Origin of the sequence: Paenibacillus sp. alder61, from assembly GCF_020179875.1 — a bacterium.
GTDB lineage: Bacteria > Bacillota > Bacilli > Paenibacillales > Paenibacillaceae > Fontibacillus > Fontibacillus faecis.
The window spans coordinates 131,353-154,598 of record NZ_JAIUDG010000015.1 but is presented as its reverse complement, the minus strand read 5'-3'; the positions used below and the strand labels follow the sequence as shown (position 1 = coordinate 154,598).

Here is a 23,246-nt window from a genome sequence, read left to right as displayed (position 1 = left end):
CGCAGCCATCGGTACAGGCGCCGACGCAGCCATCGGTACAGGCGCCGACGCAGCCATCGGTACAGGCGCCGACGCAGCCATCGGTACAGGCGCCGACGCAGCCATCGGTACAGGCGCCGACGCAGCCATCGGTACAGGCGCCGACGCAGCCTGCGGCCGTCAGCCAGCCCGCTGCGCCGCCGGCGATTCCGGTCGCCGCGGATCTGAGCCGGGCGGCTTCCGAACCGGTGCGCCATTCCGGCCTGCATTTGACCGAAACGCCGCGCATCCCGACGATCGAAGTCGAGGGCGGGGACCGGTCTGAATATTTCATCGACGTCACCCCGATCCGCAATACGATTGCGACCCGGATGCGCCAAAGCGTGTCGGAAATTCCGCACGGCTGGATGATGATTGAGGTGGACGTGACAAACCTTGTCCAGCTCCGCAACAAAATCAAGGACGAGTTCAAGCGTAAGGAAGGGGTCAACTTGACTTATCTGGCCTTCCTGCTCAAAGCGGTCGTGAGCGCGATCAAGGACTATCCGATCATGAACTCGGTGTGGGCCGTCGACAAAATCATCGTCAAACGCGATATCAACATCTCCCTGGCCGTCGGCACCGAGGATTCGGTCCTGACCCCGGTCATCAAGAAGGCCGATCAGAAGAACATCGCCGGCCTGGCCCGGGAAATCGACGAATTGGCGACCAAAGTGCGCGCCGGCAAGTTGAAGCTCGACGACATGCAGGGCGGCACTTTTACGGTAAACAATACGGGCTCCTTCGGCTCGATTCTGACCCAGCCGATTATCAACTATCCGCAGGCGGCGATTTTGACTTTCGAGTCCATCGTGAAGAAGCCGGTTGTGATCAACGATATGATCGCGGTCCGTTCGATGGCCAATCTGTGCCTGTCGCTCGATCACCGGATTCTGGACGGCGTGATTTGCGGAAGATTTATGCAGCGCGTCAAAGACAATATGGAAAGTTATTCGCTCGATACGCAAGTCTATTGATTTGGAGGCGGCGGCAATGACGAGATCCTTGCATATTTCTTACATTCAGGAGATGGAATACGGAGAGGCTTGGGACAAGCAAAAACAGCTTGTCCGGGCCATCGATGAACAGCAGCAGGGGGAACACCTGCTGCTTCTTCAGCATCCGCCGACTTATACGATCGGCTCGCAGCGGCACCCCGAGCATCTCCTGCTCGGTCCCGAGCAGCTGCGCGAACAGGGCATCGCCCTGTTTGAAATCGACCGCGGCGGGGATATTACATATCATGGCCCCGGTCAGTTGGTCGGCTACCCTCTTCTGTATCTTGAAGGCGGAAAAGGTCTGGATTTGCACGGGTACTTGCGCAATCTGGAGCAGGTGATTATCAATTACCTGGGGAGCTGCGGGATCGAAGGCTCCCGGAAACCGGAGTACACCGGGGTATGGGTAGGTGACGAAAAGATCTGCGCGATCGGCGTGAAATTCAATAAATGCCGCCAGCGCAAAGGGTTTGTCACGAGCCACGGTTTTGCGCTTAACGTCAAGGCGGGGATTGGCCGGGAGGGGTTCCGGGGCATTATTCCTTGCGGCATTCAGGAGTATGGCGTCACTTCGCTTGAGGATGTAACCGGGCGCAGTTACGATGTCGAAGAAACGGCACGTGAAATCGTGCCGTATTTTACCGAGCTGTTCGGGTATACGGGGGAGATGTGAGCCCTTAACATCAGCGAATGAACAGCGGCTCCAACAAAGCGATCAGCGTAGAAGCGAGCATGGAAAACAGCATGACGTATACGACGATTTTGAACCATTTATTTTTCATAGCGCAAAAAATCTCCTTCACGGACATAAATTTAGAGCATTCCTAATTATATTATCGTAAATACGAAAGCGAGGAAAGTCCAGTGATCAATAGAGAAAGGCTCATTCAGCAATTTCTGGAGCTCGTTCAAATCGACAGCGAAACCAAACACGAACGGAAAATCGCCGATTTCCTGAAGGCCAAGTTTACCGAGCTCGGGTTAACGGTCGTCGAGGATGATTCGGCGGCCCGCACCGGCCATGCGGCTGGAAATCTGGTGGCTACCTTGAAGCCTAGCGATGCGTCCACGTCTCAGGTTCGTCCGTTCTTGTTCACCTGTCATATGGATACGGTCGTTCCCGGGAAAGGGATCAAACCTGTCGTCGGAGACGACGGCTATATCCGCAGCGACGGCACGACGATCCTCGGCTCCGACGACAAAGCGGGCGTTGCCGCATTGTTGGAAGTCATACAGGTGCTGCGTGAAAACAATCTGCCGCATGGCCAGATCCAGTTTGTGATCACCGCCGGCGAAGAGTCGGCCTTGGCCGGATCCAGAGCGATGCAGCCCGGTCTCCTGGACGCTCAGTACGGCTTCGCCATCGATTCGAACGGGGAAGTCGGAACGATCTGCATCGCGGCGCCGACCCGGGCCGAAATCGAAATCGAAATCCTCGGCAAATCGGCCCATGCGGGCGTAAATCCGGAGGACGGCATCAGCGCGATTCAGGTCGCGGGCAAAGCGATCGCCCGGATGAAGCTCGGACGGATCGACGAAACGACGACCGCGAACATCGGCAAGTTTGTGGGCGGCGGGGAGACGAACATTGTGCCGGATCATGTCGTTCTGTATGCCGAAGCGCGCAGCACTTCATTGGAGAAGATCAACCGGCAGATCGAAAGCATGGAGGAAGCGGTGAAAGCGGTCTGCGGCGAATATGGAACCCGCTATGAATTCCGCAGCAATCTGGCCTATCCGGCGTTTCATTTTGAAGAGGACGAGGAAGTTGTGGTGTTGGCGAAAAAAGCCGCACAGCGATTGGGGATGTCGGGACACACGTTTATGTCGGGCGGGGGCAGTGACGCCAACGTATTCAACGGCCTAGGGATTCCCACCGTCAATCTGGCTGTCGGCTATGAGGATATCCACACCACCGCGGAACGAATCAAGAGCGAGGATCTCGTCAAAGTCGCGGAATACGCTCTGGAAATCGTCAACCAATCCTTAAGCAAAAAGTAAATCGGAAACAGCCGCCAGGGGATGCATGATTTCGGACCCGGCGGCTGTTTCATTTTTCAATGGGGACGGTGATCGTCGTCTTTCCGGGGAAAATTGCGCCGCTGCGCATAGGTCCATTCCGTGTGCCACGGTACCGTCGAGATGATTTCGAGCGCCTGGTTCAGCTCGTTCAGATGCTTATCGATTTTGGCCCGCTCCGTCTCGTCCGGACGGTACAGCGAAATACGGCCGGCCAGACGGGATAGGGCGGCTTGCAGATAACAGGAGCCGGCGGCAAATCGCGCTTCGGCCATATCGGGGCAGGTGGCGGCTAAACTTTCGAAAATGGCGGCAGCCTCATCATAAAGTCCGTCGTCATGAAGCATCTCTCCATAAATATAGGCGGTTTCACGGAAAGGCGACCGATTGTCCCGGAGAAAACCGTGGCCTAACCGGGCGAGTTGTTCTTTCGCCAGGTCCAGATATCCCTCCGCATAAAGCGCGCGGATCAGTGCGCAGGCTAGATGCGGGTCGCTTGTTTGGGGTGGCTTGGCATGAGCCGTGCCGGCAGCAGCCAGCTTTGTCGCGACGGCAATCTGTCCGTATTCGACCGCAAGGCGTATCACTGTGATGGTTTCCTGCAGACTACGGGGCTCCGCCGAGATTTCTTCTCCCTTCTCATCCAGGGTCAGTCGGGCGAGCAGTTCAAGGCGTTCGAGCTGGGCCCAAAAGGCTTCGCTTTCCGAACGATCGGACATCTGTTCTTTTCGGACGCCTATTTCTTCCAGGGCTCGCCTCGGCTCCCCGCAGTGAAACAAACAGCGGAGATACATCCGAAACATTTCTTCCGCCGGAGGGACCGAAGCGATGCAGCGATCCAGAGCGTGGCGGTAGGCGCCGAGCCGCACCAGGGTCCGGAACAGCACCCCGTTTGCCTCGTCAGGCGACAGGTTCAGGTGCTTCAAGGATTCGGCCAGGGATTCGGCCATATCGGCGTCGGAAGCGCCGTATGACCCGAGAAGGGCTCCTTGCTTCAGCAGTTCCGCTTCTGCGTCGGAATCCAGCTCCACGCCTTCCGGTTCCGCCGGGGGGAGAAACGTCCATCGATTGCTATCCAAGTTTTTCGTCTGTTTATCCATCGTCTTCTCCTATCTGCAGGCGCAGCGGTGGAGGAGGTCAGCCACCGTCGTCGATGCTCCGGCCTCTTTCTTCCATTGGGACAGAAGAATCCGGATCTGCCAGGCTTTGCCCTGGAAACACATCCTGTTTACGGAAAAGTAGCTTTTCATCGCCATACTCCTTTTTTACGGGTTTGGTATAATAACACCATATGTTCGCAAGGGACAAGTTATGACAGGGGGAGTTTTAAAGTGACAAATTCGAATCCAAAATTGACCGAGAAAACGATCACCACCAAGCCGATATTCAGCGGAAAAGTAATTTCTTTGCAAATCGATACCGTAGAGCTCCCGGACGGTTCCACGGGAACGCGGGAAATCATCCGTCATCCGGGGGCCGTTGCCGTTTTGGCGGTGAAGGACGGACGCCTTCTGCTGGTCGACCAGTATCGGCAGGCGTTGGGACGCTGTGAACTGGAAATCCCCGCGGGCAAGCTGGAGGCGGGGGAAGACCCCATGGAGGCCGCCCGCCGGGAGCTTCGGGAAGAAACGGGCTATCAATGCGCCAAAATAACGCTTCTGCATTCTTTTTACACGTCGCCGGGATTTGCCGATGAAATCATCCACCTCTATTTGGCGGAGGAATTAACGGCAGGGGACATGGCGCTGGATGAAGATGAGTTCCTGGAAGTCATTGAGGCGAATTATGAGGAAGTGCAGCGGTATATCGAAGAAGGCCGAATCTCCGACGCCAAGACGATCCTCGCGGCTTACATTTGGCGGCTCCAGTTGATCGGGTCGCGGGAGACGGGAAAATGAAGCGGGAACAGTCGTCCAACGGCGGATTATCCTCTTTTTTCGCGGACCTGCATATCCATATCGGAAGAACCGGAAAGGGCGCGCCCGTAAAAATCAGCGGCAGCCGGGACCTCACCTTCGCCAATATCGCGAAAGAGGCGGCCGAACGAAAAGGCATTCAGCTTGTGGGCATTATCGACTGCCATTCCCCCGGGGTACAGGAAGACATTGAAGCCAGCCTGAAGCAAGGGGAAATGCGAGAATTGCCCGATGGCGGAATTGCTTATAAAGAGACGACTTTATTGCTGGGCAGCGAACTGGAAATCCGGGAACCGGGCATGGGTCCGGCCCATTTGCTCGCCTTCTTCCCGGATTTTTCGACGATCCGCTCGTTCACGGGTTGGTTGGAGAAGCGAATGAAAAACGTCAACCTGAGCTCCCAGCGCGTTTACGCCCCTGCGCGGACTTTGCAGGAGGAGGTGTATGCCCGCGGGGGAATGGTTATTCCGGCGCATATTTTCACGCCCCACCGAAGCATTTACGGCAGTTGCGCCCCGCGTATGGCGGACGTGCTCGATCCGAAGCTGATCAGCGCGGTGGAGCTGGGACTCAGCGCCGACAGCGAGATGGCCGGATGGATCAGCGAACTCGATCCGTACACGATCCTGACCAACTCGGACGCGCACTCCCTGGGAAAAATCGGGCGGGAGTATAACGAATTGATTCTGCGCGAGCCGAATTACCGGGAGTTCGAGAAAGCCCTGCAGAGAACCGAGGGAAGGAGGGTAGCGGGCAATTATGGCTTGAACCCCCGGCTGGGGAAATATCATCGGACGTACTGTTCGGGCTGCAGCTTTATCGTCGAAGAAACCGAAGCGACCGTGGAGCGCTGCCCCTACTGCGGAAGTCCCAAGCTGGTTCGCGGCGTACTGGACCGGATCGTCTCGATCGCCGATCGGACGGAGCCGCGGGTGCCCGCCCATCGCCCGGACTATCACTACCAGATCCCGCTGGAGTTTATACCGGGGCTCGGTCCGGCAAAACATGAGCTCCTGCTCCGCACTTTCGGAACGGAAATGAACATTCTGCACCGGGTACCCGAACAGGATCTGGCGGACGTAGTGGGAGCCGAGCTTGCGGGCAAAATCGCCGCGGCCCGCAGCGGAACGCTCCAGCTGGAATCCGGAGGCGGCGGCAAGTACGGCAGAGTATCCAAGCCGTGAGGTTCCTTCTACGGGCTTAAGACTGGCATATGCGGCTGAGCTTGTTCATACCTTAGAAAATAAGCGAAATCAAGAAAAGCTGCTGGTTTTTCGCCGGAACTAAGATGAACAAGCTTGGAGGGCCGCCTATGCTGGAGCCGTTTCGTCATACTTTAAAAGACCAGACCCCTTTGTACGTGTTTGTCGCCGTGCTTTTTCTGATGGGCGTCGTATTCGGAGCCTTAATGGTCAATGCGCTGACGCTGGAGCAGCAGCAGGATCTGTCCAGGTATTTGGGCGATTTCTTCATCTCCGTAAATGAAGGCGGAGAGAGTTTTCAGCCGTTGACCTACTGGGAAGTTGCGGCGCTTCATCTCAAGTGGCTCGGCCTGATCTGGCTGCTCGGCTTGTCCGTTATCGGCTTGCCCGGCATCCTGATTCTGGATTTTCTTAAAGGCGTCCTGATCGGATTTACCGTCGGCTGTCTCGTGGGGCAATTCACCTGGAAGGGGCTGCTGTTTGCGCTCGTGTCGATCGCTCCGCACAATTTGGTCGTCATTCCGGCGCTTCTGATAGCGAGCGTGGCGGCTGTCAGCTTCTCGCTGGGGATTATCCGCAGCCGGGTGCTGTTGAACCGCAAAGGCACCGCCGCCCGGCCTTTCTTGTCCTACACCGGGTTGACGGTGGCTATGGCTCTCGTCCTCATGGCGGTGTCTTCTTTTGAAACCTGGGTTACGCCGGTCATGATGACTTGGGTCACTCCGTTAATTGCTCAAAATAGCCTATAAAGCAATAGTAACTGATTTTAGAGATTGCCTTTAAGGAAGGCCCTGCATAAAATGCAGGGCCTTTTTTCATGTTGATCACTCACTTGAAAATACAGCGGGACTTCTGTTGGAGCGGAAGGAGAAGGCTTTAAAAAATTCCCAGTTTTGTCGTACGGACAATTGGAAACCATACCTTCTGGGGAAAATAAACCTTAGGAGGATGAATATGAAGAAGTTATCGATCGCCGTTTTGTCTTCTTGCTTGCTGCTTTCTTCCGTATCGGCTGTCAGCGCAGCACCCGTGAACGAAAAACAACAGCACAAGGTTCATGAGCACAAAGTAAAGAAACATGAAGAGAAGAAGATTCGTGCTAAGTCCATTCGCGAATCAGGAATCAAAACAAAATCGGATGGCGCAGGAAAGAGCGGAAGTAAAGGCATGAAGAGCGGAAGCAAAGGCGTGAAAGCCAAAAGTATGAAGACCAAGAGCATCAGAACAAAAGCGACTGAAATGCCGAAATCCGGTTTCGGTGGCGCGAGCGAACAAACAGAATAGGGGGATGAAAGAGGGGAGCACCCTCTTTCTTTCTTAGCATGAAACGGATACCCATCAAATTGCCGACGCTGTGTTTAATCATTATTTCAATCTTGTTTTGCTCGGCCTGTCATGATAAAGGAAAAAATCAAAATTTGGCGGAAGTTAAAGAGCCGCAGGTTCGTCTCCAAAGAAAAAGCGACCCGATAAAAAATAGGCAGGATATTCATGTTGAAACCATTCAGCCTTTTTCTCCCACGCAATTGATTATTCCGGCGATCAAAGTTTCCGCAAAAGTCATTCCGGTTGGTGTTCTGGATAACGGGCAAATGGACGTACCGAAAGATACTGAATCCGTAGGGATTCTATACCCGGGCGTAGTGGCCGGTGAACGGGGAAATATGGTGATGGATGGTCATGTAGATAGCTACACGGGCCCGGCTGTTTTCTTTAACCTGAAAAAATTGAGTCCTGGTGACGCCATTATTGTCCGTAATCAACATTCAGACCAATCAATGACTTATCGAGTCGAATCCGTTGAGGCATTCAAAACTTCCGAAGCTCCCATTGAGCGGGTATTCGGACCATCTTCCGGATACAAATTGAACTTGATAACTTGCACCGGGAGATATAGTCGTAAAAAAAAGGAACATGAAGAACGGCTGGTTATTTTCGCTAAATTGGATGGTGTGAAATGATTAAAGTCATAAAAACCATGTGGTGTGCCGCTATTCTCACAGTGGCTTGTTTTTGGAGCGGGATTGCCTACTCCGAACAAAATAAGACAAAGGCGTATGAAGAAAATCAGACTGAAGCGCATATTGAATCTTTTTTAAAGCGGCTGTACGACATAAGGGCAACGGCCTTAATTCATCAGAATGAACGTGCTTTTGATGATTATTACTTAACCGATAAGCAGAGCAGTAATGCGTTAAAGAACGAAATAAGACGAATGGATTACATCAATGCTTGGGCGAACAAAAGATCTCTCAAATTAGTGGATGCGAAAAGTGAAATCAAGATCGTGCGAATAAAAGTGAAAGACGACCGGGCTACGGTTTCTTTAGTTCAGTCCTTAAAGGTAAGCTATGACTACCCGAACAAGGAAATTCCAACCCATTCCTTCGGCATTGGAACCCGCCATTTCCTTACATTAAAACTTGTTAACGGCAAATGGATGGTTTCACGGGAATGGTATTTGGATCCGTTGGATGAGAATCCCAAAAAAATTGCTGAAGGAGCCCTTCCTTCCATCAAGATCACGGGAAATGTAACCGACGGCAAAAAATTTAAAAGGGAACAGGCTGTAGCCTACGCAAATAAGTACGCGGGCATAGCCTGGGGAGCCGGAAATAACCGCAGGTACAACCCCAATTATAAGGATTACACCTATCATGGAGGGGATTGCACCAACTTTTCTTCCCAAGTTCTTGGCGACAAAGAGGGAGGGGGGCTGCCGATGACGAAACAGTGGAATTACAGCAAAGGCTATGGCGGCACCCAGCATTGGGTCAGGACGGACTCGCTAGGGAAATTTCTCATCTACAGCGGGTATGGGAAAATGATCGCTAAAGGAGATTTTCAACATATTGCAACGCCGACGAAGGAACATCCAAATGGAGCGATTGCCAGGCTCCAGCCCGGAGATTTAATCGGATATATCATCCAGGGCAACGACATCGACCATTTTTCGATACTTGTCGGTTTTGATCCGAACGGGTATCCGCTTGTCAATTCGCATACGGCGGATCGCTATCAGGTGCCTTTCGATCTCGGATGGGATCGTTATACCAAATATGTACTAATTCACATTAAGGACTAGGCTCCATGCCGGTTAATTTAGCAACGGTATATATTTGAGACAAACACACAAAATATCGAAAAAGGAGGAGCAATTATGACGGTGACCATAATGAAACGATTAGGGATGCTCACGCTGGCGGTCATGCTGGTGTTTTCAGGAACAGGGTGCCAAGCAAACAAATCGTCAAAATCCAATAACAAACCTAAAGCTCAAAGCGTTCAGAAAAAAACAGCAATCGATCCGGCCACAAAAAAAATTACCGATGAAGTAATGAAGGTAAAGGGTGTGAGTAAAGCAACGGTGTTAGTTCACAATCCGGATGTATTGATCGGAATTGACGTTAAGGAAGGGGAACACACGGCAACTGTCGAGGATCATGTAAGATATAAAGTAGAGAGCAGCAAACCCGGTTACTTTGTACACGTAACCTCGAATAAAAAACTTCATCAAAAAATAAAAAAGTTAAGCACTAAAATGTCAGGTAAGAAACCGGGTCAGGCCGAAGGAACCGAAGTGGGAGTTATTATTTTGGACATCGGAAAAGAGACGCGGACTCCATTCCGCTAAAATGCTGCAACCGGGCAGACAGCTGTAGTTAATGTTTGACTTTGTTGATTGGGACCCCCTATAATGATAGAAGCGATTCAAGTGCGACTTGCGGCAGATCCTGGGGGGGAGAACATGGAAGCAAAGATTGAAAAAATTAAACAACAGCTGCAATCCCACGGGTATAAATTGACACCCCAACGAGAAGCCACAGTTCGAGTCCTGCTGGAGAACGAAGATGACCACCTTAGCGCGGAAGATGTTTTTATGCTGGTGAAGGATAAAGCGCCGGAGATCGGTTTGGCGACCGTTTACCGGACCTTGGAGCTGCTGAGCGAGCTTCATGTTGTGGAGAAAATCAACTTTGGGGACGGGGTTGCCCGTTACGACTTGCGGACGGATACGACCAAGCACCATCACCATCATTTAATCTGCGTACAGTGCGGCGCCATGGATGAAATCCGCGAAGATTGGCTGGGGCCGTTGGAAGAGCGGCTGGAGAAGGAATTCAACTTTACGGTTCTGGACCACCGGCTGGATTTCCAAGGTATCTGTTACCGCTGCAAGGATAAGAACGGTGAGCCGGGAAACGGCAACAAGAAATCATAATAAGCAAAGCTCCGAACGGTTCCAAGCCGCAAGGAGCTTTTTTTGTTCGTCCGGATGGGGCTTCGGCTCATATTCGTTCATATTTTTCTATATACTGTACAAAAGTCCCGTAGTAAACGGAGGCGATCCGCTCTACAATGGGACGGGCTGACGGTGATGGAAAGGAGAGACCGCCATGGTCATTTCGCTGCGAAAATGGCTTACATCCGTAAAGTATGCTTTAATATTTATGGCACTTGTTTACTTCATCTATCAAGCTATCGGAATGCTCGAGAGCAAAGTGTTTCCGCCGGACAAATATCGGATTCCTGAGGGCTCGGCCATCAAGGTGTTCCAATTCGAGCCTTTGGAAGCCCCGGTGATGGAACGTATGGCGGAACGTCTGAAGCTGTTTTTCTGGATTGGCGAATAAAGCCTGTCTTCAGGCAGGGAAAAATCAAAGGGATGTTGAATTGAAGTATGAGGGAGTTCACAAAAAGACAATATTCGACAAGTGAGAGGGAGGCGCTGAAACCATGGAGCAGTACGCAGCCTCTTTTATTTCGCATTTGGCGGTCCAAAAAGCTTTGAGCGACTCCACGCTGGACAGCTACCGGAGGGATGTAAAACAGTTTCTTGCCTATTTGAGCGGCCGGGGGATCGAGGGACTGGACGAGGTATCGCGGGCGGGAATCATGCTGTATTTTTCGGCACTGCGGGATCAAGGGAAAGCTCCGGCCACCATAATGAGGATTTCGGTCTCCTTGCGCGCTTTTTTTCAGTTCCTGGTTCAGGAAAAAATAATTGGCCAAGATCCTTTTATCACGGTAAAATTGCCGAGGTTTGACAGAAATCTTCCCGCGGTGCTGACGGTAGAGGAGACGGAAAAGCTGTTGGACATGCCTCGGACCGATACTCCGTTAGGCCTTCGGGACAGGGCAATGCTCGAGCTGTTGTATGCCACGGGGGTTCGGGTCAGCGAGCTGATGTCGCTCAAGGTTGGCGATATCGACACAAAAGTCCGGTTCCTTCGTTGCTCCGGAGAAACCGGCAAGGAGCGGGTGCTCCCTTTTGGACGGTTCACCGCCGATTGGTTGGACCGGTATTTGCAGGAGGTACGCCCCGTTTGGGAGCCGAATGGGCCGGAATCCCCCCTGTTTCCCAACCGGACGGGCGGTAAAATGAGCCGGCAGGGATTCTGGAAGGTAATTAAGAAGTACAGCCGTGACGCCGGAATCGCTAAAGAGATTACGCCTCATACGCTGCGCCATTCTTTTGCGATTCATCTGCTTGAAGGCGGTGCGGATGTGCGATCCGTTCAAGAGATGCTTGGCCATGCCGATATGGCGACTTTGCAGATCTACCTGAACCAGGCGAGGCCGAATCTGAAGTCGGTCTACGATCATTTTCATCCCAGGGCTCAGGCAAAGGGTAATCCTTGAGGAGTCTGAGCGAATGAGAGGAATCGGGAATGGTTTTTGCCGCCGCAGGGATAACTAACAGCAAAGATTGAAGGAGTGACGAAGATGGAACATAAGAATCGTTTCGAGAAAATCACGGTGATCGTCCTGGACAGTGTTGGAATCGGGGAAGCGCCGGACGCCGTCGAATTCGGCGACAAGGGCTCGCACACGCTCGGTCACATTCTGGAACGGGTACCCGGCACGAAGCTGCCGAATCTGCAAAACATGGGGCTCGGGAATATCGCGGAATTGCCCCACCTGAACCCGGTCGACGCTCCGGCGGCTTATTACGGCAAAATGGCCGAAGTGTCTTCGGGGAAAGACACGATGACCGGACACTGGGAATTGATGGGGCTTAAAATCGATACCCCATTCCAGACTTATCCGAACGGGTTCCCACGCGATCTGATCGCCAGATTCGAGCAGGAGACGGGCCGGAAAATCCTCGGGAATAAACCGGCCTCCGGCACGGAAATTTTGGACGAGCTGGGCGAGGAGCATATGAAAACGGGAGCATGGATCGTCTATACTTCCGCGGACAGCGTATTTCAAATCGCGGCCCACGAAGAGATCATCCCCTTGGATGAACTGTACCGGGCCTGCGAAGTGGCGCGGCGTTTAACCCTTGAGCCGGAGCATTCGGTGGGTCGGGTGATCGCCAGACCTTTTGTCGGTCAGCCGGGAGCCTTTAAGCGGACGAGCAACCGGCACGATTATGCCGTTACTCCTCCGGCACCGACCGTGCTGAACGCGCTAAAGCATGCCGGGAAGGACGTCATTTCGGTCGGCAAGATCAACGATATTTTTTCCGGAGAAGGCATTACGGAATCCTATCCCACCAAAAGCAACCGTCATGGCATCGACGAAACGCTGCGCTTGATGGAACGGCCGTTTCATGGCTTGTTGTTTACGAATCTCGTCGATTTTGACTCGCTTTACGGGCACCGCCGCGATCCGGAAGGCTACGCTCGCGCCCTGGAAGAATTCGACGCTTCGTTACCCGATCTGATGCAGCGGGTGGGGGAAAAGGATCTGCTGATTATCACCGCGGATCACGGAAACGACCCGACGCATCCGGGTACGGACCATACGCGGGAATACGTGCCGATCCTCGTGTACGGCAAAGGTCTGACGGCGTCTGGTGACTTGGGCGTACGCTCGACCTATTCCGATCTGGCGGCAACGATCGCCGACAATTTCGGCATTTACGGCACCGAACATGGCAAGAGTTTTTTGGGACTATTGAAATAAGAACGGGAGAGATGAACGATGGCGACAGTACTTACGATTGGCATGATTCGCGAGGCGGCGGATTTTATCCGCTCCAAAACGACAATTTTACCAAAGGTCGGTCTAATCCTCGGTTCGGGACTCGGTGTCCTGGCGGACCATATTGAAGAGGCGGTTAGCATTTCGTATTCGGATATTCCTTATTTCCCTCAATCGACGGTGGAAGGGCATGCCGGAGAACTGATGATCGGCACCTTGAACGGGGCGCCGGTCGTCCTTATGAAAGGCCGTTTCCACATGTATGAAGGCTACGGTCCCGAACTTACCGCGTTCCCGGTCAGAGTCATGAAGGAGCTCGGGGTCGAAAAGCTGCTGGTGACCAATGCGGCGGGCGGTATCAATACCTCTTACCAGCCGGGGGATCTGATGCTGATCTCCGACCACATCAATTTGACCGGCACAAGTCCCCTGATCGGGCAGAACGATAACGAATTGGGCCCCCGTTTTCCCGACATGTCCCAGGCTTACAGCCGCAGGCTGCGCGAGTTGGCCCGCAATACAGCGGAAAAAGCGGGGGTACCGCTTCAGGAAGGCGTCTATGTAGGTATGCTGGGACCCTCATACGAAACGCCAGCGGAAATCCGGATGCTCCGGACGCTGGGGGGAGATGCCGTCGGCATGTCAACCGTGTCCGAAGTCATCGTGGCAAGACATGCCGGCCTGGAAGTGCTGGGGATTTCCTGCATCAGCAACATGGCGTCCGGCATTTTGGATCAGCCGTTGTCCCACGATGAGGTGATGGAGACGACGGATCGGGTACGGGAGAAGTTTTTAAGCCTGGTGCTTGCGATTATTCCTCAAATGTAGCTTAGGGAGGTGTGAGCCGATGAGAGCGGTTGACCTGATTCGAAAAAAAAGGGACGGCCAGGAGCTGACCCATGAGGAAATCGGCTTTTTGATTAAAGGCTACAGCGAAGGGGCCATCCCGGATTATCAGATGGCGGCCTGGGCGATGGCCGTTTATTACCAGGGCATGAGCGCGCGCGAAACCGCCGATTTGACGATGCACATGGCATCTTCCGGCGATATGATCGATCTAAGCTCGATCCGCGGCGTCAAAGTGGACAAGCACTCCACCGGAGGGGTGGGGGACAAGACGACGATCGTCATCGGTCCGCTTGTCGCGGCGGCCGGCGTGCCCGTTGCCAAAATGTCGGGAAGAGGCCTCGGACATACCGGGGGGACGATCGACAAGCTGGAGGCGATCGGCGGCTTCTCCGTGGAGTTGGGACAAGAGCAATTTTTCCGCCAGGTGAACGAGATCGGCTTGGCCGTGGTCGGCCAAAGCGGCAATATGACGCCGGCGGACAAGAAACTTTACGGCCTGCGGGACGTGACCGCGACCGTGGAGTCCATCCCGCTCATCGCAAGCTCCGTCATGAGCAAGAAGATTGCCGCCGGTGCCGATGCGATCGTGCTGGACGTGAAGACGGGCAGCGGCGCGTTCATGAAAACGCTGGACGATTCGATCCGTCTGGCGAAGGCGATGGTCGATATCGGCACGCAAGTGGGCCGGAGCACCATCGCGGTGATCAGCGATATGGACCAGCCTCTCGGCTATTCGATCGGGAACGCCCTCGAAATCGAGGAGGCGATCGCCACCCTGCGGGGCGAGGGGCCGAAGGATTTGGAGGAAGTATGCCTGATCCTCGCGTCCCATATGCTTGTTCTCGGTGGCAAAGCCGAGAATGAGGAGGCTGCGCGGGCCATACTCCAAGAGAAGCTCGCCAGCGGCGAGGCGCTGGAGCGCCTCAAGATGATGGTGGAAGCGCAGGGCGGGGATACCCGGCAAATCGAAGACGCGGGCTTGCTGCCGAAGGCCGAGCTTCACGTGGAAGTGAAGGCGGAGAAGCGCGGTTTTGTCGAATCGATCCAGGCGGAGGAAATCGGCGTCGCCGCGATGCTGCTGGGCGCAGGCCGGGAGACGAAAGATTCCGTCATCGATTTGGCGGCGGGGCTGAGTCTGCGCAAGAAGATCGGCGATCCGGTCGAGATCGGCGAAGTTCTCGCGGTACTCCATCTCAATCCGCCATTCCGGGACCGGCTGGAAGAGGCGAGCCGAAAAGTGAAAGAAGCCTACGGGATCACGGACGAGAAGGTACCGCGGAGACCGCTGGTATTTGCTTTGATTACGCCCGAAGGGGTGCGCAGGTTCTAGCCAGATAATGGTAAAGCAGCCGGGAGCAAGGAAATAAATCCTTCTCCCGGCTGCTTTTTTAATTTTCCGTCAAGCCGCTAAAGACTAAATACGTCGCTATATAGGTTGAACTATTGATTTGCATATTAGACAGCGGTGTAAGGGGTTCATTTCACACGCTTGACCTGCAACTAATGATTTGGTTCGAATTAAAGGGAATTCTTCCCGTTAATAATGCAGACTCCGACGGCGGGACTTTATATCTACAATTGTGGATGTTGGCAACGTATATTCGAAACCCTATCACATCCTTTCCCGACGCCAATTCTTCTTTGGTTTAACAAGCATAAAACGGTTTCTTGGTTGGCTTTAGTCTATCAAATCTCCAGCTCCACCTTTTTAGTCGCGATGTTTTTGCAAAACTCGCTGTCATGCTCGACAAAAAGAATCGTCGGAGCATGCTCCAGCAGAAGCTCTTCAATTTGCATCCGGGAAATAACGTCAACAAAATTAAGCGGTTCGTCCCAGACATGCAAATGAGCCTGTTCGCAGAGACTTTTTGCGAGGAGCACCTTTTTCTTCTGCCCTCCGCTGTAAGAAGCGATGTCCTTGTCGAATTGAAGGCGGGAGAAATCGAGTTTTCTTAGTATCGATTTAAACAGACTTTCGTCGATGCCGTTGCTTCTGGCGTAATCCGACAGATCGCCGCGCAATTGCGATGTGTCTTGCGAAACGTAAGATATTTTCAATTGGCTTCCGATCCGTAGCGTCCCCGCGTAAGGGATTTCCTCGCCGCAAATGAGCTTAAGCAAGCTGGATTTCCCCGAGCCGTTCGGGCCGGAGAGGGCAATGCGATCCCCCTGCTCGATCGTAAAACTGACGTCGCGGCACACTTGCTTCTCACCGTAATGAATCGAAACCCGATCCAGCTCCACAAGTTGGTGCTTATGGTACGTCAACTGGGATATTTTCAGGCTTTCCGAGCTTTCCACATTTCTCAGCAGCTGAGATTTTTCCTCGATGGCGGTTCGTTGCCTCTGCTCGATGGACTTGGACCTTTTCATCATTTTGGCGGCCTTGTGACCGACGTACCCTTTATCGACTTTGGAGCCGGAGTTACGGGTGCCGTTTTTCGTTTTTTCCACTTCGTGCGACCAGTTGCTCGTCCGCTGAGCCGCTTCGGCCAGCCGCTTGATATCTTTCCTCAGTTTCTCGTTCCCGGCCATTTCGTAATGGTCCTGCCGTTGTTTGTTCTCCCACCATTCGGAGAAATTCCCCTTTTGGACTTCGATATCGGTCTTGTTGATCGAAAGAATATGGTCGACGCAGCGATCGAGAAACGCCCGGTCGTGCGACACCAGGATAAAGCCGCTTTTGCCGCTCAAGTAATCGCTGACCAGTTCCCGGGCATGCAGGTCCAGATGGTTGGTCGGCTCGTCAATGAGCAGAAACCGGTTCTCTTTCAGAAACAGAGCCGCCAGCAGCACCTTCGTTTGTTCTCCCTGCGACAAGGATTCAAACGGCCGGTACAGTACATCTTCCGACACTTTTAGCAGTGAAAGCTCGCGCAGAAGCTGCCAATATTCATAGTCAGGGCAGATCTCGGCGACGATGTCGGCGGTATGGTACTCTTTGTTTTCGACGTGAAAGGGAAAATATTCCATGTCGACGTTGGCGGAAATCGTTCCGCTGTATTCGTATTTGCCCAGCAGCAGGTTAAGAAACGTCGTCTTGCCCCGGCCGTTCCTCCCCGTAAAACCCAATTTCCAGTCGGTATCGATCTGAAAGCTTACATTTTCAAAAATCGAATCGTAACTCCCATCATAGGCGAATGTCAGGTTCGTTACTTTAATTGATGACATGGCGGTATCCTCCTGCCAAAATAAAAATGAGCCGCAAGAAAGTCACCTTTCTTGCAGCTCAAAAAAATACGGCAAATCCAACCCGGAAACGGGGATGGAATAGGATCTATTTTTTGAGTGAAGAGAATAAGGTAACTTCCTTGCCGAAATAGAATAAAACAAATCTGTCTTATTCCAAATAAAGGCAAGAAATTTTACATTATCCTCTTCATCTCCTGTCGTTTTAGCGTTAGCGAAATTGTAGCATAACCTTTTAAACACTGCAACCTCTACGCGAGATTAAAAGAAACCGCTATGGAAAGGAATAATATGACAGGAACAAGAGCATACTAGGTTAGCAGAATCCTGATTTTTATTCGAAGGGGGAAGTACGTTGAAAAAACGGTTGTTTATCGGTTTGTTGGCGCTGCTGCTGGCCGTTCCGTTCCTGCCGTCCGCCGTATCGGCCAACCACGGAGGGCCGCATACGGCGAACGAGGGGATTGCCTTGGCGGACCATGCGCTGTCGGCGATTCTGATCGATGCGGATACGGGCACGGTCATTTACGAGAAAAAAAGCCATGAGAAGTTGCCGCCAGCGAGTATTACCAAAATTATGACGATGCTCTTAACCATGGAGGCGGTCGACCAGGGCAAGCTGAAACTGACCGATAAGGTCACCGCCAGCGAATATGCGGCTTCTATGGGCGGTTCGCAAATTTTCCTGGAACCGGGGGAAGAAATGACCGTGGACGAGCTATTGAAAGGTGTCGCGATGGCATCGGGCAACGACGCTTCCGTAGCTCTAGCGGAAAAAATCGCCGGAACGGAAAAAGCTTTCGTTCAAATGATGAATGAGAAGGCAAAACAGCTGGGACTTAAGGACACGCATTTTTCCAACTGTAACGGCCTGCCTGTGGAAAATCATTATTCCTCGGCGCATGACATCGCTATGATGAGCAAGGAACTGCTCAAATACGAGACGATCACAAAGTATACCGGTTCGTATCAAGATTATTTGCGCAAAAATACGGAGAAGCCGTTCTGGCTCGTGAACACGAACAAACTGGTACGGTTTTATAGCGGTGCGGACGGTCTGAAAACCGGATATACGTCCGAGGCCCGTTTTTGTCTGGCGGCTACCGCCAAACGCGACGGTATGCGACTGATCGCGGTCGTGCTCGGTGAGCCGAACACCAAGATCCGAAATGCCGAGGTATCCGCGATGTTCGACTACGCCTTTTCCCAGTATGCCCTTCATCCGATCTACAAAGCCGGCGAAGTCATCGGCAAAATCAAGGTACAGAAGGGGGAAACGGCTCACTTGGATGTCGCCGCGTCGCGTACGATGAGCGTTCTGGTTAAGAAAGGGTCCGCCCAAGGCAACATTACGCACAAGCTGGAGGTTCCGGAGAAAATCGCCGCCCCGGTTCAAGAAGGACAGATCATCGGCAAGCTTGTGGTCTACCAGGACGGCAAGGTACTGAACGAATTTGAACTGAAAGCCGCCACCGCCATCAAGAAAGCCGGATGGTGGACTTTGTTCAAGCGGACGGCCTCCCAATTGTTTTTTGTAGATTCGTAGCGGTTTTCTTCTAGTTTTGTCAGCGGGAAGGAATACGGCGCAGGGTCGTAGAATTGTTGTGTTCATGTCAGGGAGGAGAGTGAACAGACGTGAATCTGCAAGTTGAAATGAGAAGGCACCGGGATACGCTGATCGTTCGTTTGGTTGGAGAGTTGGATCACCATACCGCCGACGAGGTCCGTTTATCCCTGGACGAGGAAATCGCGAAGGGAACCTGCCGCCATCTATTGCTCAGCCTGGAATCGCTGCAGTTTATGGACAGCTCGGGGATCGGCGTTATTCTGGGCCGGTATAAGCTGATTAAGCAAAAGGGCGGAAGAATGGTCGTCTGCGGAGTGAATCCGCCGGTTCATCGGCTGTTTGACATGTCCGGGCTGTTTAAAATCATGTCGGTGCACGAAGATGAAAGCCAGGCGCTTTCGGAATTGGGGGTTGCCCTATGAACCAGATTGACCGTAATTTCATGAAGCTGCAGTTTGCCGCCAAATCGGAAAACGAATCGTTCGCCCGGGTGACGGTTGCCGCATTCGTCTCCCAACTTGATCCGACGATGGATGAAATCACCGATTTGAAGACGGTCGTCTCCGAGGCGGTGACGAATTCGATCATTCACGGTTATGATGGCGATTCCGAAGGGATCGTTACCATCACGGCGTCTATTGAAGGGGACACGGTGATTCTTACGGTGGAGGATCAAGGCCGAGGCATTGAGGACGTGGAGCTGGCCAAGCAGCCGCTGTATACGTCCAAACCGGAGCTGGAGCGGTCGGGAATGGGCTTCACCATCATGGAGAATTTCATGGACGAATTTGAGGTGACCAGCGAGATGGGCGAAGGCACTTCCATCCGGATGAAGAAAAGGATTGTATCTAAGAAAGCTTTGTACAATTAGGGGTTGGAGCTATGGATGCCGAAGTGAAGCAAGCCTCGAGAGAATATTTGGACGATAACGAAGTCAAGCGGCTGATCGCCTTAAGCCAGAGCGGCGACAACGCGGCCCGGGATCGGCTGGTGAATTGCAACATCCGGCTGGTCTGGTCGGTGGTGCAGCGGTTTATGAACCGCGGCTACGAACCGGAAGATTTGTTTCAGATCGGCTGTATCGGCCTGTTGAAATCGGTCGACAAGTTCGACCTCAGCTACGACGTCAAATTTTCAACATACGCCGTGCCGATGATCATTGGAGAAATTCAGCGTTTCCTGCGCGATGACGGCACGCTGAAGGTCAGCCGCTCGCTGAAGGAAATGGCCAACAAGGTGCGAAAAAAGAAGGATGAATTGTCCAAGGTGTTGAATCGGCTCCCCACGGTCAAAGAAGTGGCCGAGGAACTCGGGGTGACTCCGGAGGATGTGGTTTTTGCCCAGGAGGCGAACAAACCGCCGGCTTCCATTCACGAAACCGTCTTTGAAAACGACGGGGATCCGATCACACTGATGGATCAAATCGCCGATGAATCTCAGGAACGCTGGTTCGATAAGCTGGCGCTGCACGAAGCCATCGACGGACTCAGCGAACGGGAAAGGCTCATCGTTTATCTGCGATATTATCGGGATCAGACCCAATCCGAGGTGGCCAACCGGCTGGGAATATCCCAGGTTCAGGTCTCCCGTCTCGAGAAGAAAATACTGCAGAGCATTCGGGACCAGATCGCCCAGTAGCTTAGTAAATATTTTAATATGTGACACGAAAGGCCGTCCAGGATAGTATCCGGGCGGCTTTTCGGTTTTGAGTAAAGCGCAGGGGGACTTGGCATACTATGGACATTACGGCAGTAGAGGGGTGTCCATGATGGAGAAAGGGACGGCAACTCCCGTTTATCTGCGACTGCGCAAGTATGTCAAACTCCAGGCCGGCCGCGCGGTCCGCTTGAAAGACATCGCCCGCATCCTGGCGGAACCTGAATATGAGGAAGAACTTAAGACGCTTGTGCTGGAACGGCCGGATTACCATGAGGGGAATCTGCTGGTTGTTGACATGCTTCAGGTCATCGAATGCATTCATAAGCGCTTTCCCGGCTTACGGATCGAATTACTGGGGGAGCCCCATGTTCTCATTGAGATGGTGGCCGACGAAAAAAAACCGTCGCGCTCCCTGTTTATTCTCGTCTGGTTGCTGTTGTTTTTCGGAGCGGCGCTGACGATCATGAATTTTCATGCCGATGTAAGCATGCCGCAAGTGCAAATCAGAATCGTCGAAATGCTGACGGGAAAGAGGGACGATCACCCCTATTTGTTTCAAGGCGCATACTCCATCGGGATCGGCCTCGGAATGATCATCTTCTTCAACCATCTGTTCAAGAAAAAGTGGAATGAAGAGCCTTCTCCGCTGGAAGTCGAAATGTATCTGTATCAAGAGAACCTAAACCAGTATGTGATTGCCGAAGAGTACGAGAAGAAACGTCGAGCGGAAGCCTCCCGGGACCGGAAGGAGACGGAGCCTTGAGTTCCGTTCTGTCATCGTTTGTAACGCTGTTTATCGGCTTGGCGGGAGGCATCGCCGTTGGAGGCGGGGTGATCGCTTTATACATTGTTTTGGATGTGATTCCGCGGTTGGCCCAAGTGACGAAGTCATATAACAAGGTCCATTGGTATGAGGGAGCGATGGTCGGAGGTTCCTTTATCGGGACGATTGCGGATTTCTGGAATTGGAAGCTGTCAGGTCCCTGGCTTGCTTCCGGCTTTATAGGTTTGTTAAACGGCGTGTTTATCGGTATGTTGGCCGCAGCGCTTACGGAGGTGCTGAACGTTCTACCTATTCTGGCCAAAAGGCTGCGGATGCAAAACGATCTGGTCGGCCTCCTGATGGCGATGGTGTGCGGGAAAGTGGCCGGTTCCTTTTTCGAATGGTTTATCTACAGAAAGTAAACAGATTTAAGGAGGCTGATGTAAGATGGTGGGTCAGGAACGAGGCGGCCCGGGAAGCGGGGAACACACTGGAGAGGAGCCGAAATTCATGCCGGCTTTTGGCGAGTACGATTGGGAGGGCAGCGAGGAGGCAAAGCGGGCCCTGCGTCATAAGGTGGAAGCCGAACGATCCGACTCCGTGAAGGAATCGATCCGTTATTGGCAGAAGAGCGATCAAATCAGCCGCAGCCTGACGACGACGAAAAAAACGCTCGAAGAAGTCGTCGGGTTGGGCCAGGGTTTCGATATCGTTTTTCGCGAAATGACGTTCGGCGGCAAGAAGACCGGACTTTTCTTTATTAATGGCTTCGTTAAGGACACGATTCTTCAGGAAGTCCTCAAACGGCTGACTTATTTGACTCCCGAAGACTTAAGTTCAGGCGCGCTGCGATCTTTTTTCGAACTGTACATTCCTCATATCCAAGTTGAGAAAACGGATGAACTGAGCAAGGCCATCAACGGTGTTCTGGTCGGCATGAGTGCTTTTTTTATCGAAGGGGAGCAGTCGGCGATTCTGCTGGATACCCGCATTTATCCGGTGCGCAGCCCCGAGGAGCCCTCCCTCGAACGGGTTGTTCGCGGCGCGAGGGACGGATTTACGGAGACTTTGGTGACGAACGTGATTCTGGTACGCAGACGCCTGCGCGACCCCGGTGTAAAATTCGAAGTGATGAAGGTAGGCCGCCGCTCGCAAACCGATGTCTGCGTGGCCTATATCGATGACATCGTGGACAAGGTGCTGGTTGACGCCGTAAAAGAAAAGATTCAGGCGGTGGAACTCGACGGGATTCCGCTGGCCGACAAGCAGTTGGAGGAAGCGATCGTCAAGAGGGGCTGGAACCCCTATCCGATGGTGCGCTATTCCGAGCGTCCGGACGTTGTCGCCTCGCATTTGATGGAGGGACGGGTTGTGATCCTTGTCGACACTTCCCCGAGTGTCATGATTTTGCCGACGAGCTTCTTCGACCTCTGCCAGCATGCGGAAGAAAACCGGCAGACGCCGTTTATGGGCACCTATTTGCGCTGGGTCAGATTTTTCGGCATCTTCGCCTCTTTATTTCTTTTGCCGTTATGGCTTCTCGTCGTCATTCATCCGGAACTAAAACCGGTAGCGTTGGACTTTATCGGACCGCAAAAAATGGCCAAAATTCCGCTGATCGCCCAGTTCCTGATGGTGGAATTCGGGGTGGATCTGATGCGCATGGCCGCGGTTCACACCCCCACGCCGCTGGCCTCCGCCATGGGGTTGATTGCGGCGATTTTGATCGGGGATATCGCGGTAAAGAGCGGTCTGTTCGTTAACGAGGTGGTGCTGTACATGGCGGTCGCCGCCATCGGCATGTTCGCCACGCCGAGCTATGAGCTGGGGCTGGCGAACCGGGTGGTCAGGTTACTGATGATTATCCTGGTGTCGATTTTCGGGGGCCCCGGGTTTATCGGCGGAATCACGGCGTTTGTCATTTTTCTAAGCTTGCAGCGGTCGTTTAATACTTCCTACCTGTGGCCGTTTATTCCTTTTAATGCAAAGGCGATGGCAGCTATCATCCTCCGTGTTCCGGTGCTCACTTCCAAGCTAAGGCCTTCCATGAACAAGACGAGGGACCGGACGAGGATGCCGCGCGAGAGACGGGATTCGTAAGCCAGTCCGAAAAAAACACAAATGATATTCCTA

The 23,246-nt window shown here is 53.0% G+C and carries 27 protein-coding genes and 1 pseudogene; 23 read left to right on the top strand and 5 right to left on the bottom strand.

The genetic code is table 11. The features are described 5' to 3' along the window. The coding region (locus LBW89_RS27920) for a hypothetical protein (RefSeq protein WP_225039663.1) at nucleotides 1-268 on the bottom strand (268 nt) is incomplete at its 3' end. Between LBW89_RS27920 and LBW89_RS17340 the strand changes: the two are divergent. Further along, a pseudogene (locus LBW89_RS17340) lies at nucleotides 222-995 on the top strand (dihydrolipoamide acetyltransferase family protein); the annotation flags it as partial. The gene LBW89_RS27920 and the pseudogene LBW89_RS17340 overlap by 47 nt on opposite strands. A gap of 16 nt (nucleotides 996-1,011) precedes the next feature. Further along, nucleotides 1,012-1,689, top strand: a complete 678-nt coding sequence (gene lipB / locus LBW89_RS17335) for a lipoyl(octanoyl) transferase LipB (protein WP_225039661.1) — start codon at nucleotides 1,012-1,014, stop codon at nucleotides 1,687-1,689. A gap of 10 nt (nucleotides 1,690-1,699) precedes the next feature. Here the strand turns inward: lipB and prli42 are convergent, their stop codons facing one another. Beyond that, nucleotides 1,700-1,798, bottom strand: coding sequence for a stressosome-associated protein Prli42 (prli42, locus tag LBW89_RS17330; protein ID WP_148451827.1), 99 nt, complete (start codon nucleotides 1,796-1,798; stop codon nucleotides 1,700-1,702). An 82-nt stretch (nucleotides 1,799-1,880) separates the two neighbouring features. On the opposite strand from prli42, the gene LBW89_RS17325 reads away from it, so the two are divergent. After that, complete coding sequence (locus LBW89_RS17325; protein ID WP_225039659.1) at nucleotides 1,881-3,017, top strand: M20/M25/M40 family metallo-hydrolase; 1,137 nt, start codon at nucleotides 1,881-1,883, stop codon at nucleotides 3,015-3,017. A 56-nt stretch (nucleotides 3,018-3,073) separates the two neighbouring features. Here the strand turns inward: LBW89_RS17325 and LBW89_RS17320 are convergent, their stop codons facing one another. Both LBW89_RS17320 and mciZ read right to left on the bottom strand, forming a co-directional pair. Next, nucleotides 3,074-4,135: a hypothetical protein gene (locus LBW89_RS17320; RefSeq protein ID WP_225039657.1), complete on the bottom strand. Its 1,062-nt coding sequence runs from the start codon at nucleotides 4,133-4,135 to the stop codon at nucleotides 3,074-3,076. A 9-nt stretch (nucleotides 4,136-4,144) separates the two neighbouring features. Beyond that, nucleotides 4,145-4,285, bottom strand: coding sequence for a Z-ring formation inhibitor MciZ (gene mciZ / locus LBW89_RS17315; RefSeq protein ID WP_213504664.1), 141 nt, complete (start codon nucleotides 4,283-4,285; stop codon nucleotides 4,145-4,147). A gap of 81 nt (nucleotides 4,286-4,366) precedes the next feature. Between mciZ and LBW89_RS17310 the strand changes: the two genes are divergently transcribed. The 13 genes from LBW89_RS17310 to LBW89_RS17250 all read left to right on the top strand — a co-directional run bounded on the left by LBW89_RS17310 (nucleotide 4,367) and on the right by LBW89_RS17250 (nucleotide 15,265). Next, entirely contained in the window at nucleotides 4,367-4,933 is a 567-nt protein-coding gene (locus tag LBW89_RS17310; RefSeq protein WP_225039656.1) for an NUDIX domain-containing protein, read from the top strand. After that, nucleotides 4,930-6,135, top strand: a complete 1,206-nt coding sequence (locus LBW89_RS17305) for an endonuclease Q family protein (RefSeq protein WP_225039654.1) — start codon at nucleotides 4,930-4,932, stop codon at nucleotides 6,133-6,135. Before LBW89_RS17310 ends, LBW89_RS17305 begins: the two co-directional genes overlap by 4 nt. 131 nt (nucleotides 6,136-6,266) lie before the next feature. Further along, complete coding sequence (spoIIM, locus tag LBW89_RS17300) at nucleotides 6,267-6,902, top strand: stage II sporulation protein M (protein ID WP_148452681.1); 636 nt, start codon at nucleotides 6,267-6,269, stop codon at nucleotides 6,900-6,902. A gap of 205 nt (nucleotides 6,903-7,107) precedes the next feature. Continuing rightward, a complete protein-coding gene (locus LBW89_RS17295) occupies nucleotides 7,108-7,437 on the top strand; it encodes a hypothetical protein (protein ID WP_225039651.1) in 330 nt (109 codons plus the stop codon). A gap of 134 nt (nucleotides 7,438-7,571) precedes the next feature. Continuing rightward, nucleotides 7,572-8,114, top strand: coding sequence for a class F sortase (locus LBW89_RS17290; protein ID WP_225039649.1), 543 nt, complete (start codon nucleotides 7,572-7,574; stop codon nucleotides 8,112-8,114). After that, nucleotides 8,111-9,238: an amidase domain-containing protein gene (locus LBW89_RS17285; RefSeq protein WP_225039647.1), complete on the top strand. Its 1,128-nt coding sequence runs from the start codon at nucleotides 8,111-8,113 to the stop codon at nucleotides 9,236-9,238. The genes LBW89_RS17290 and LBW89_RS17285 overlap by 4 nt, the downstream gene beginning before the upstream one ends. 75 nt (nucleotides 9,239-9,313) lie before the next feature. After that, nucleotides 9,314-9,787 carry a YhcN/YlaJ family sporulation lipoprotein gene (locus LBW89_RS17280; RefSeq protein WP_148451836.1) on the top strand — a complete coding sequence of 158 codons (474 nt, stop codon included), beginning with the start codon at nucleotides 9,314-9,316 and terminating at the stop codon, nucleotides 9,785-9,787. Nucleotides 9,788-9,901: 114 nt separating this feature from the next. Further along, nucleotides 9,902-10,375 (top strand): Fur family transcriptional regulator, encoded by a 474-nt coding sequence (locus LBW89_RS17275; protein WP_148451837.1) that lies wholly within the window; start codon nucleotides 9,902-9,904, stop codon nucleotides 10,373-10,375. A gap of 175 nt (nucleotides 10,376-10,550) precedes the next feature. After that, nucleotides 10,551-10,787, top strand: coding sequence for a DUF4227 family protein (locus tag LBW89_RS17270; protein WP_148451838.1), 237 nt, complete (start codon nucleotides 10,551-10,553; stop codon nucleotides 10,785-10,787). Between the two features lie 103 nt (nucleotides 10,788-10,890). Continuing rightward, complete coding sequence (gene xerD, locus LBW89_RS17265) at nucleotides 10,891-11,796, top strand: site-specific tyrosine recombinase XerD (protein ID WP_225039645.1); 906 nt, start codon at nucleotides 10,891-10,893, stop codon at nucleotides 11,794-11,796. An 84-nt stretch (nucleotides 11,797-11,880) separates the two neighbouring features. Continuing rightward, nucleotides 11,881-13,068: a phosphopentomutase gene (gene deoB / locus LBW89_RS17260; RefSeq protein ID WP_225039644.1), complete on the top strand. Its 1,188-nt coding sequence runs from the start codon at nucleotides 11,881-11,883 to the stop codon at nucleotides 13,066-13,068. 18 nt (nucleotides 13,069-13,086) lie between these two features. Further along, entirely contained in the window at nucleotides 13,087-13,914 is an 828-nt protein-coding gene (locus LBW89_RS17255) for a purine-nucleoside phosphorylase (RefSeq protein ID WP_213504656.1), read from the top strand. Nucleotides 13,915-13,933: 19 nt separating this feature from the next. Continuing rightward, the gene (locus LBW89_RS17250) at nucleotides 13,934-15,265 is read left to right on the top strand and encodes a pyrimidine-nucleoside phosphorylase (protein WP_225039642.1); all 1,332 of its coding nucleotides are present in this window, start codon (nucleotides 13,934-13,936) and stop codon (nucleotides 15,263-15,265) included. Nucleotides 15,266-15,621: 356 nt separating this feature from the next. On the opposite strand, the gene LBW89_RS17245 is transcribed toward LBW89_RS17250, so the two are convergent. Then, nucleotides 15,622-17,106, bottom strand: a complete 1,485-nt coding sequence (locus LBW89_RS17245) for an Lsa family ABC-F type ribosomal protection protein (RefSeq protein WP_225039640.1) — start codon at nucleotides 17,104-17,106, stop codon at nucleotides 15,622-15,624. A gap of 373 nt (nucleotides 17,107-17,479) precedes the next feature. Between LBW89_RS17245 and LBW89_RS17240 the strand changes: the two genes are divergently transcribed. The 7 genes from LBW89_RS17240 (at nucleotide 17,480) to LBW89_RS17210 (ending at nucleotide 23,213) form a co-directional block, all read left to right on the top strand. Beyond that, the gene (locus tag LBW89_RS17240) at nucleotides 17,480-18,670 is read left to right on the top strand and encodes a D-alanyl-D-alanine carboxypeptidase family protein (protein ID WP_225039639.1); all 1,191 of its coding nucleotides are present in this window, start codon (nucleotides 17,480-17,482) and stop codon (nucleotides 18,668-18,670) included. A gap of 89 nt (nucleotides 18,671-18,759) precedes the next feature. Beyond that, complete coding sequence (gene spoIIAA / locus LBW89_RS17235) at nucleotides 18,760-19,113, top strand: anti-sigma F factor antagonist (protein ID WP_148451845.1); 354 nt, start codon at nucleotides 18,760-18,762, stop codon at nucleotides 19,111-19,113. Then, the gene (gene spoIIAB / locus LBW89_RS17230) at nucleotides 19,110-19,562 is read left to right on the top strand and encodes an anti-sigma F factor (RefSeq protein ID WP_213504652.1); all 453 of its coding nucleotides are present in this window, start codon (nucleotides 19,110-19,112) and stop codon (nucleotides 19,560-19,562) included. Before spoIIAA ends, spoIIAB begins: the two co-directional genes overlap by 4 nt. A gap of 11 nt (nucleotides 19,563-19,573) precedes the next feature. Then, on the top strand, nucleotides 19,574-20,329 hold the full coding sequence (gene sigF / locus LBW89_RS17225; protein ID WP_148451847.1) for an RNA polymerase sporulation sigma factor SigF: 756 nt from the start codon (nucleotides 19,574-19,576) through the stop codon (nucleotides 20,327-20,329). A gap of 130 nt (nucleotides 20,330-20,459) precedes the next feature. Then, entirely contained in the window at nucleotides 20,460-21,113 is a 654-nt protein-coding gene (locus LBW89_RS17220; RefSeq protein WP_225039670.1) for a stage V sporulation protein AA, read from the top strand. After that, the gene (locus tag LBW89_RS17215; RefSeq protein ID WP_148451848.1) at nucleotides 21,110-21,535 is read left to right on the top strand and encodes a stage V sporulation protein AB; all 426 of its coding nucleotides are present in this window, start codon (nucleotides 21,110-21,112) and stop codon (nucleotides 21,533-21,535) included. The genes LBW89_RS17220 and LBW89_RS17215 overlap by 4 nt, the downstream gene beginning before the upstream one ends. An 88-nt stretch (nucleotides 21,536-21,623) precedes the next feature. Next, nucleotides 21,624-23,213 carry a spore germination protein gene (locus tag LBW89_RS17210; RefSeq protein ID WP_225039668.1) on the top strand — a complete coding sequence of 530 codons (1,590 nt, stop codon included), beginning with the start codon at nucleotides 21,624-21,626 and terminating at the stop codon, nucleotides 23,211-23,213. Nucleotides 23,214-23,246 lie beyond the last annotated feature (33 nt).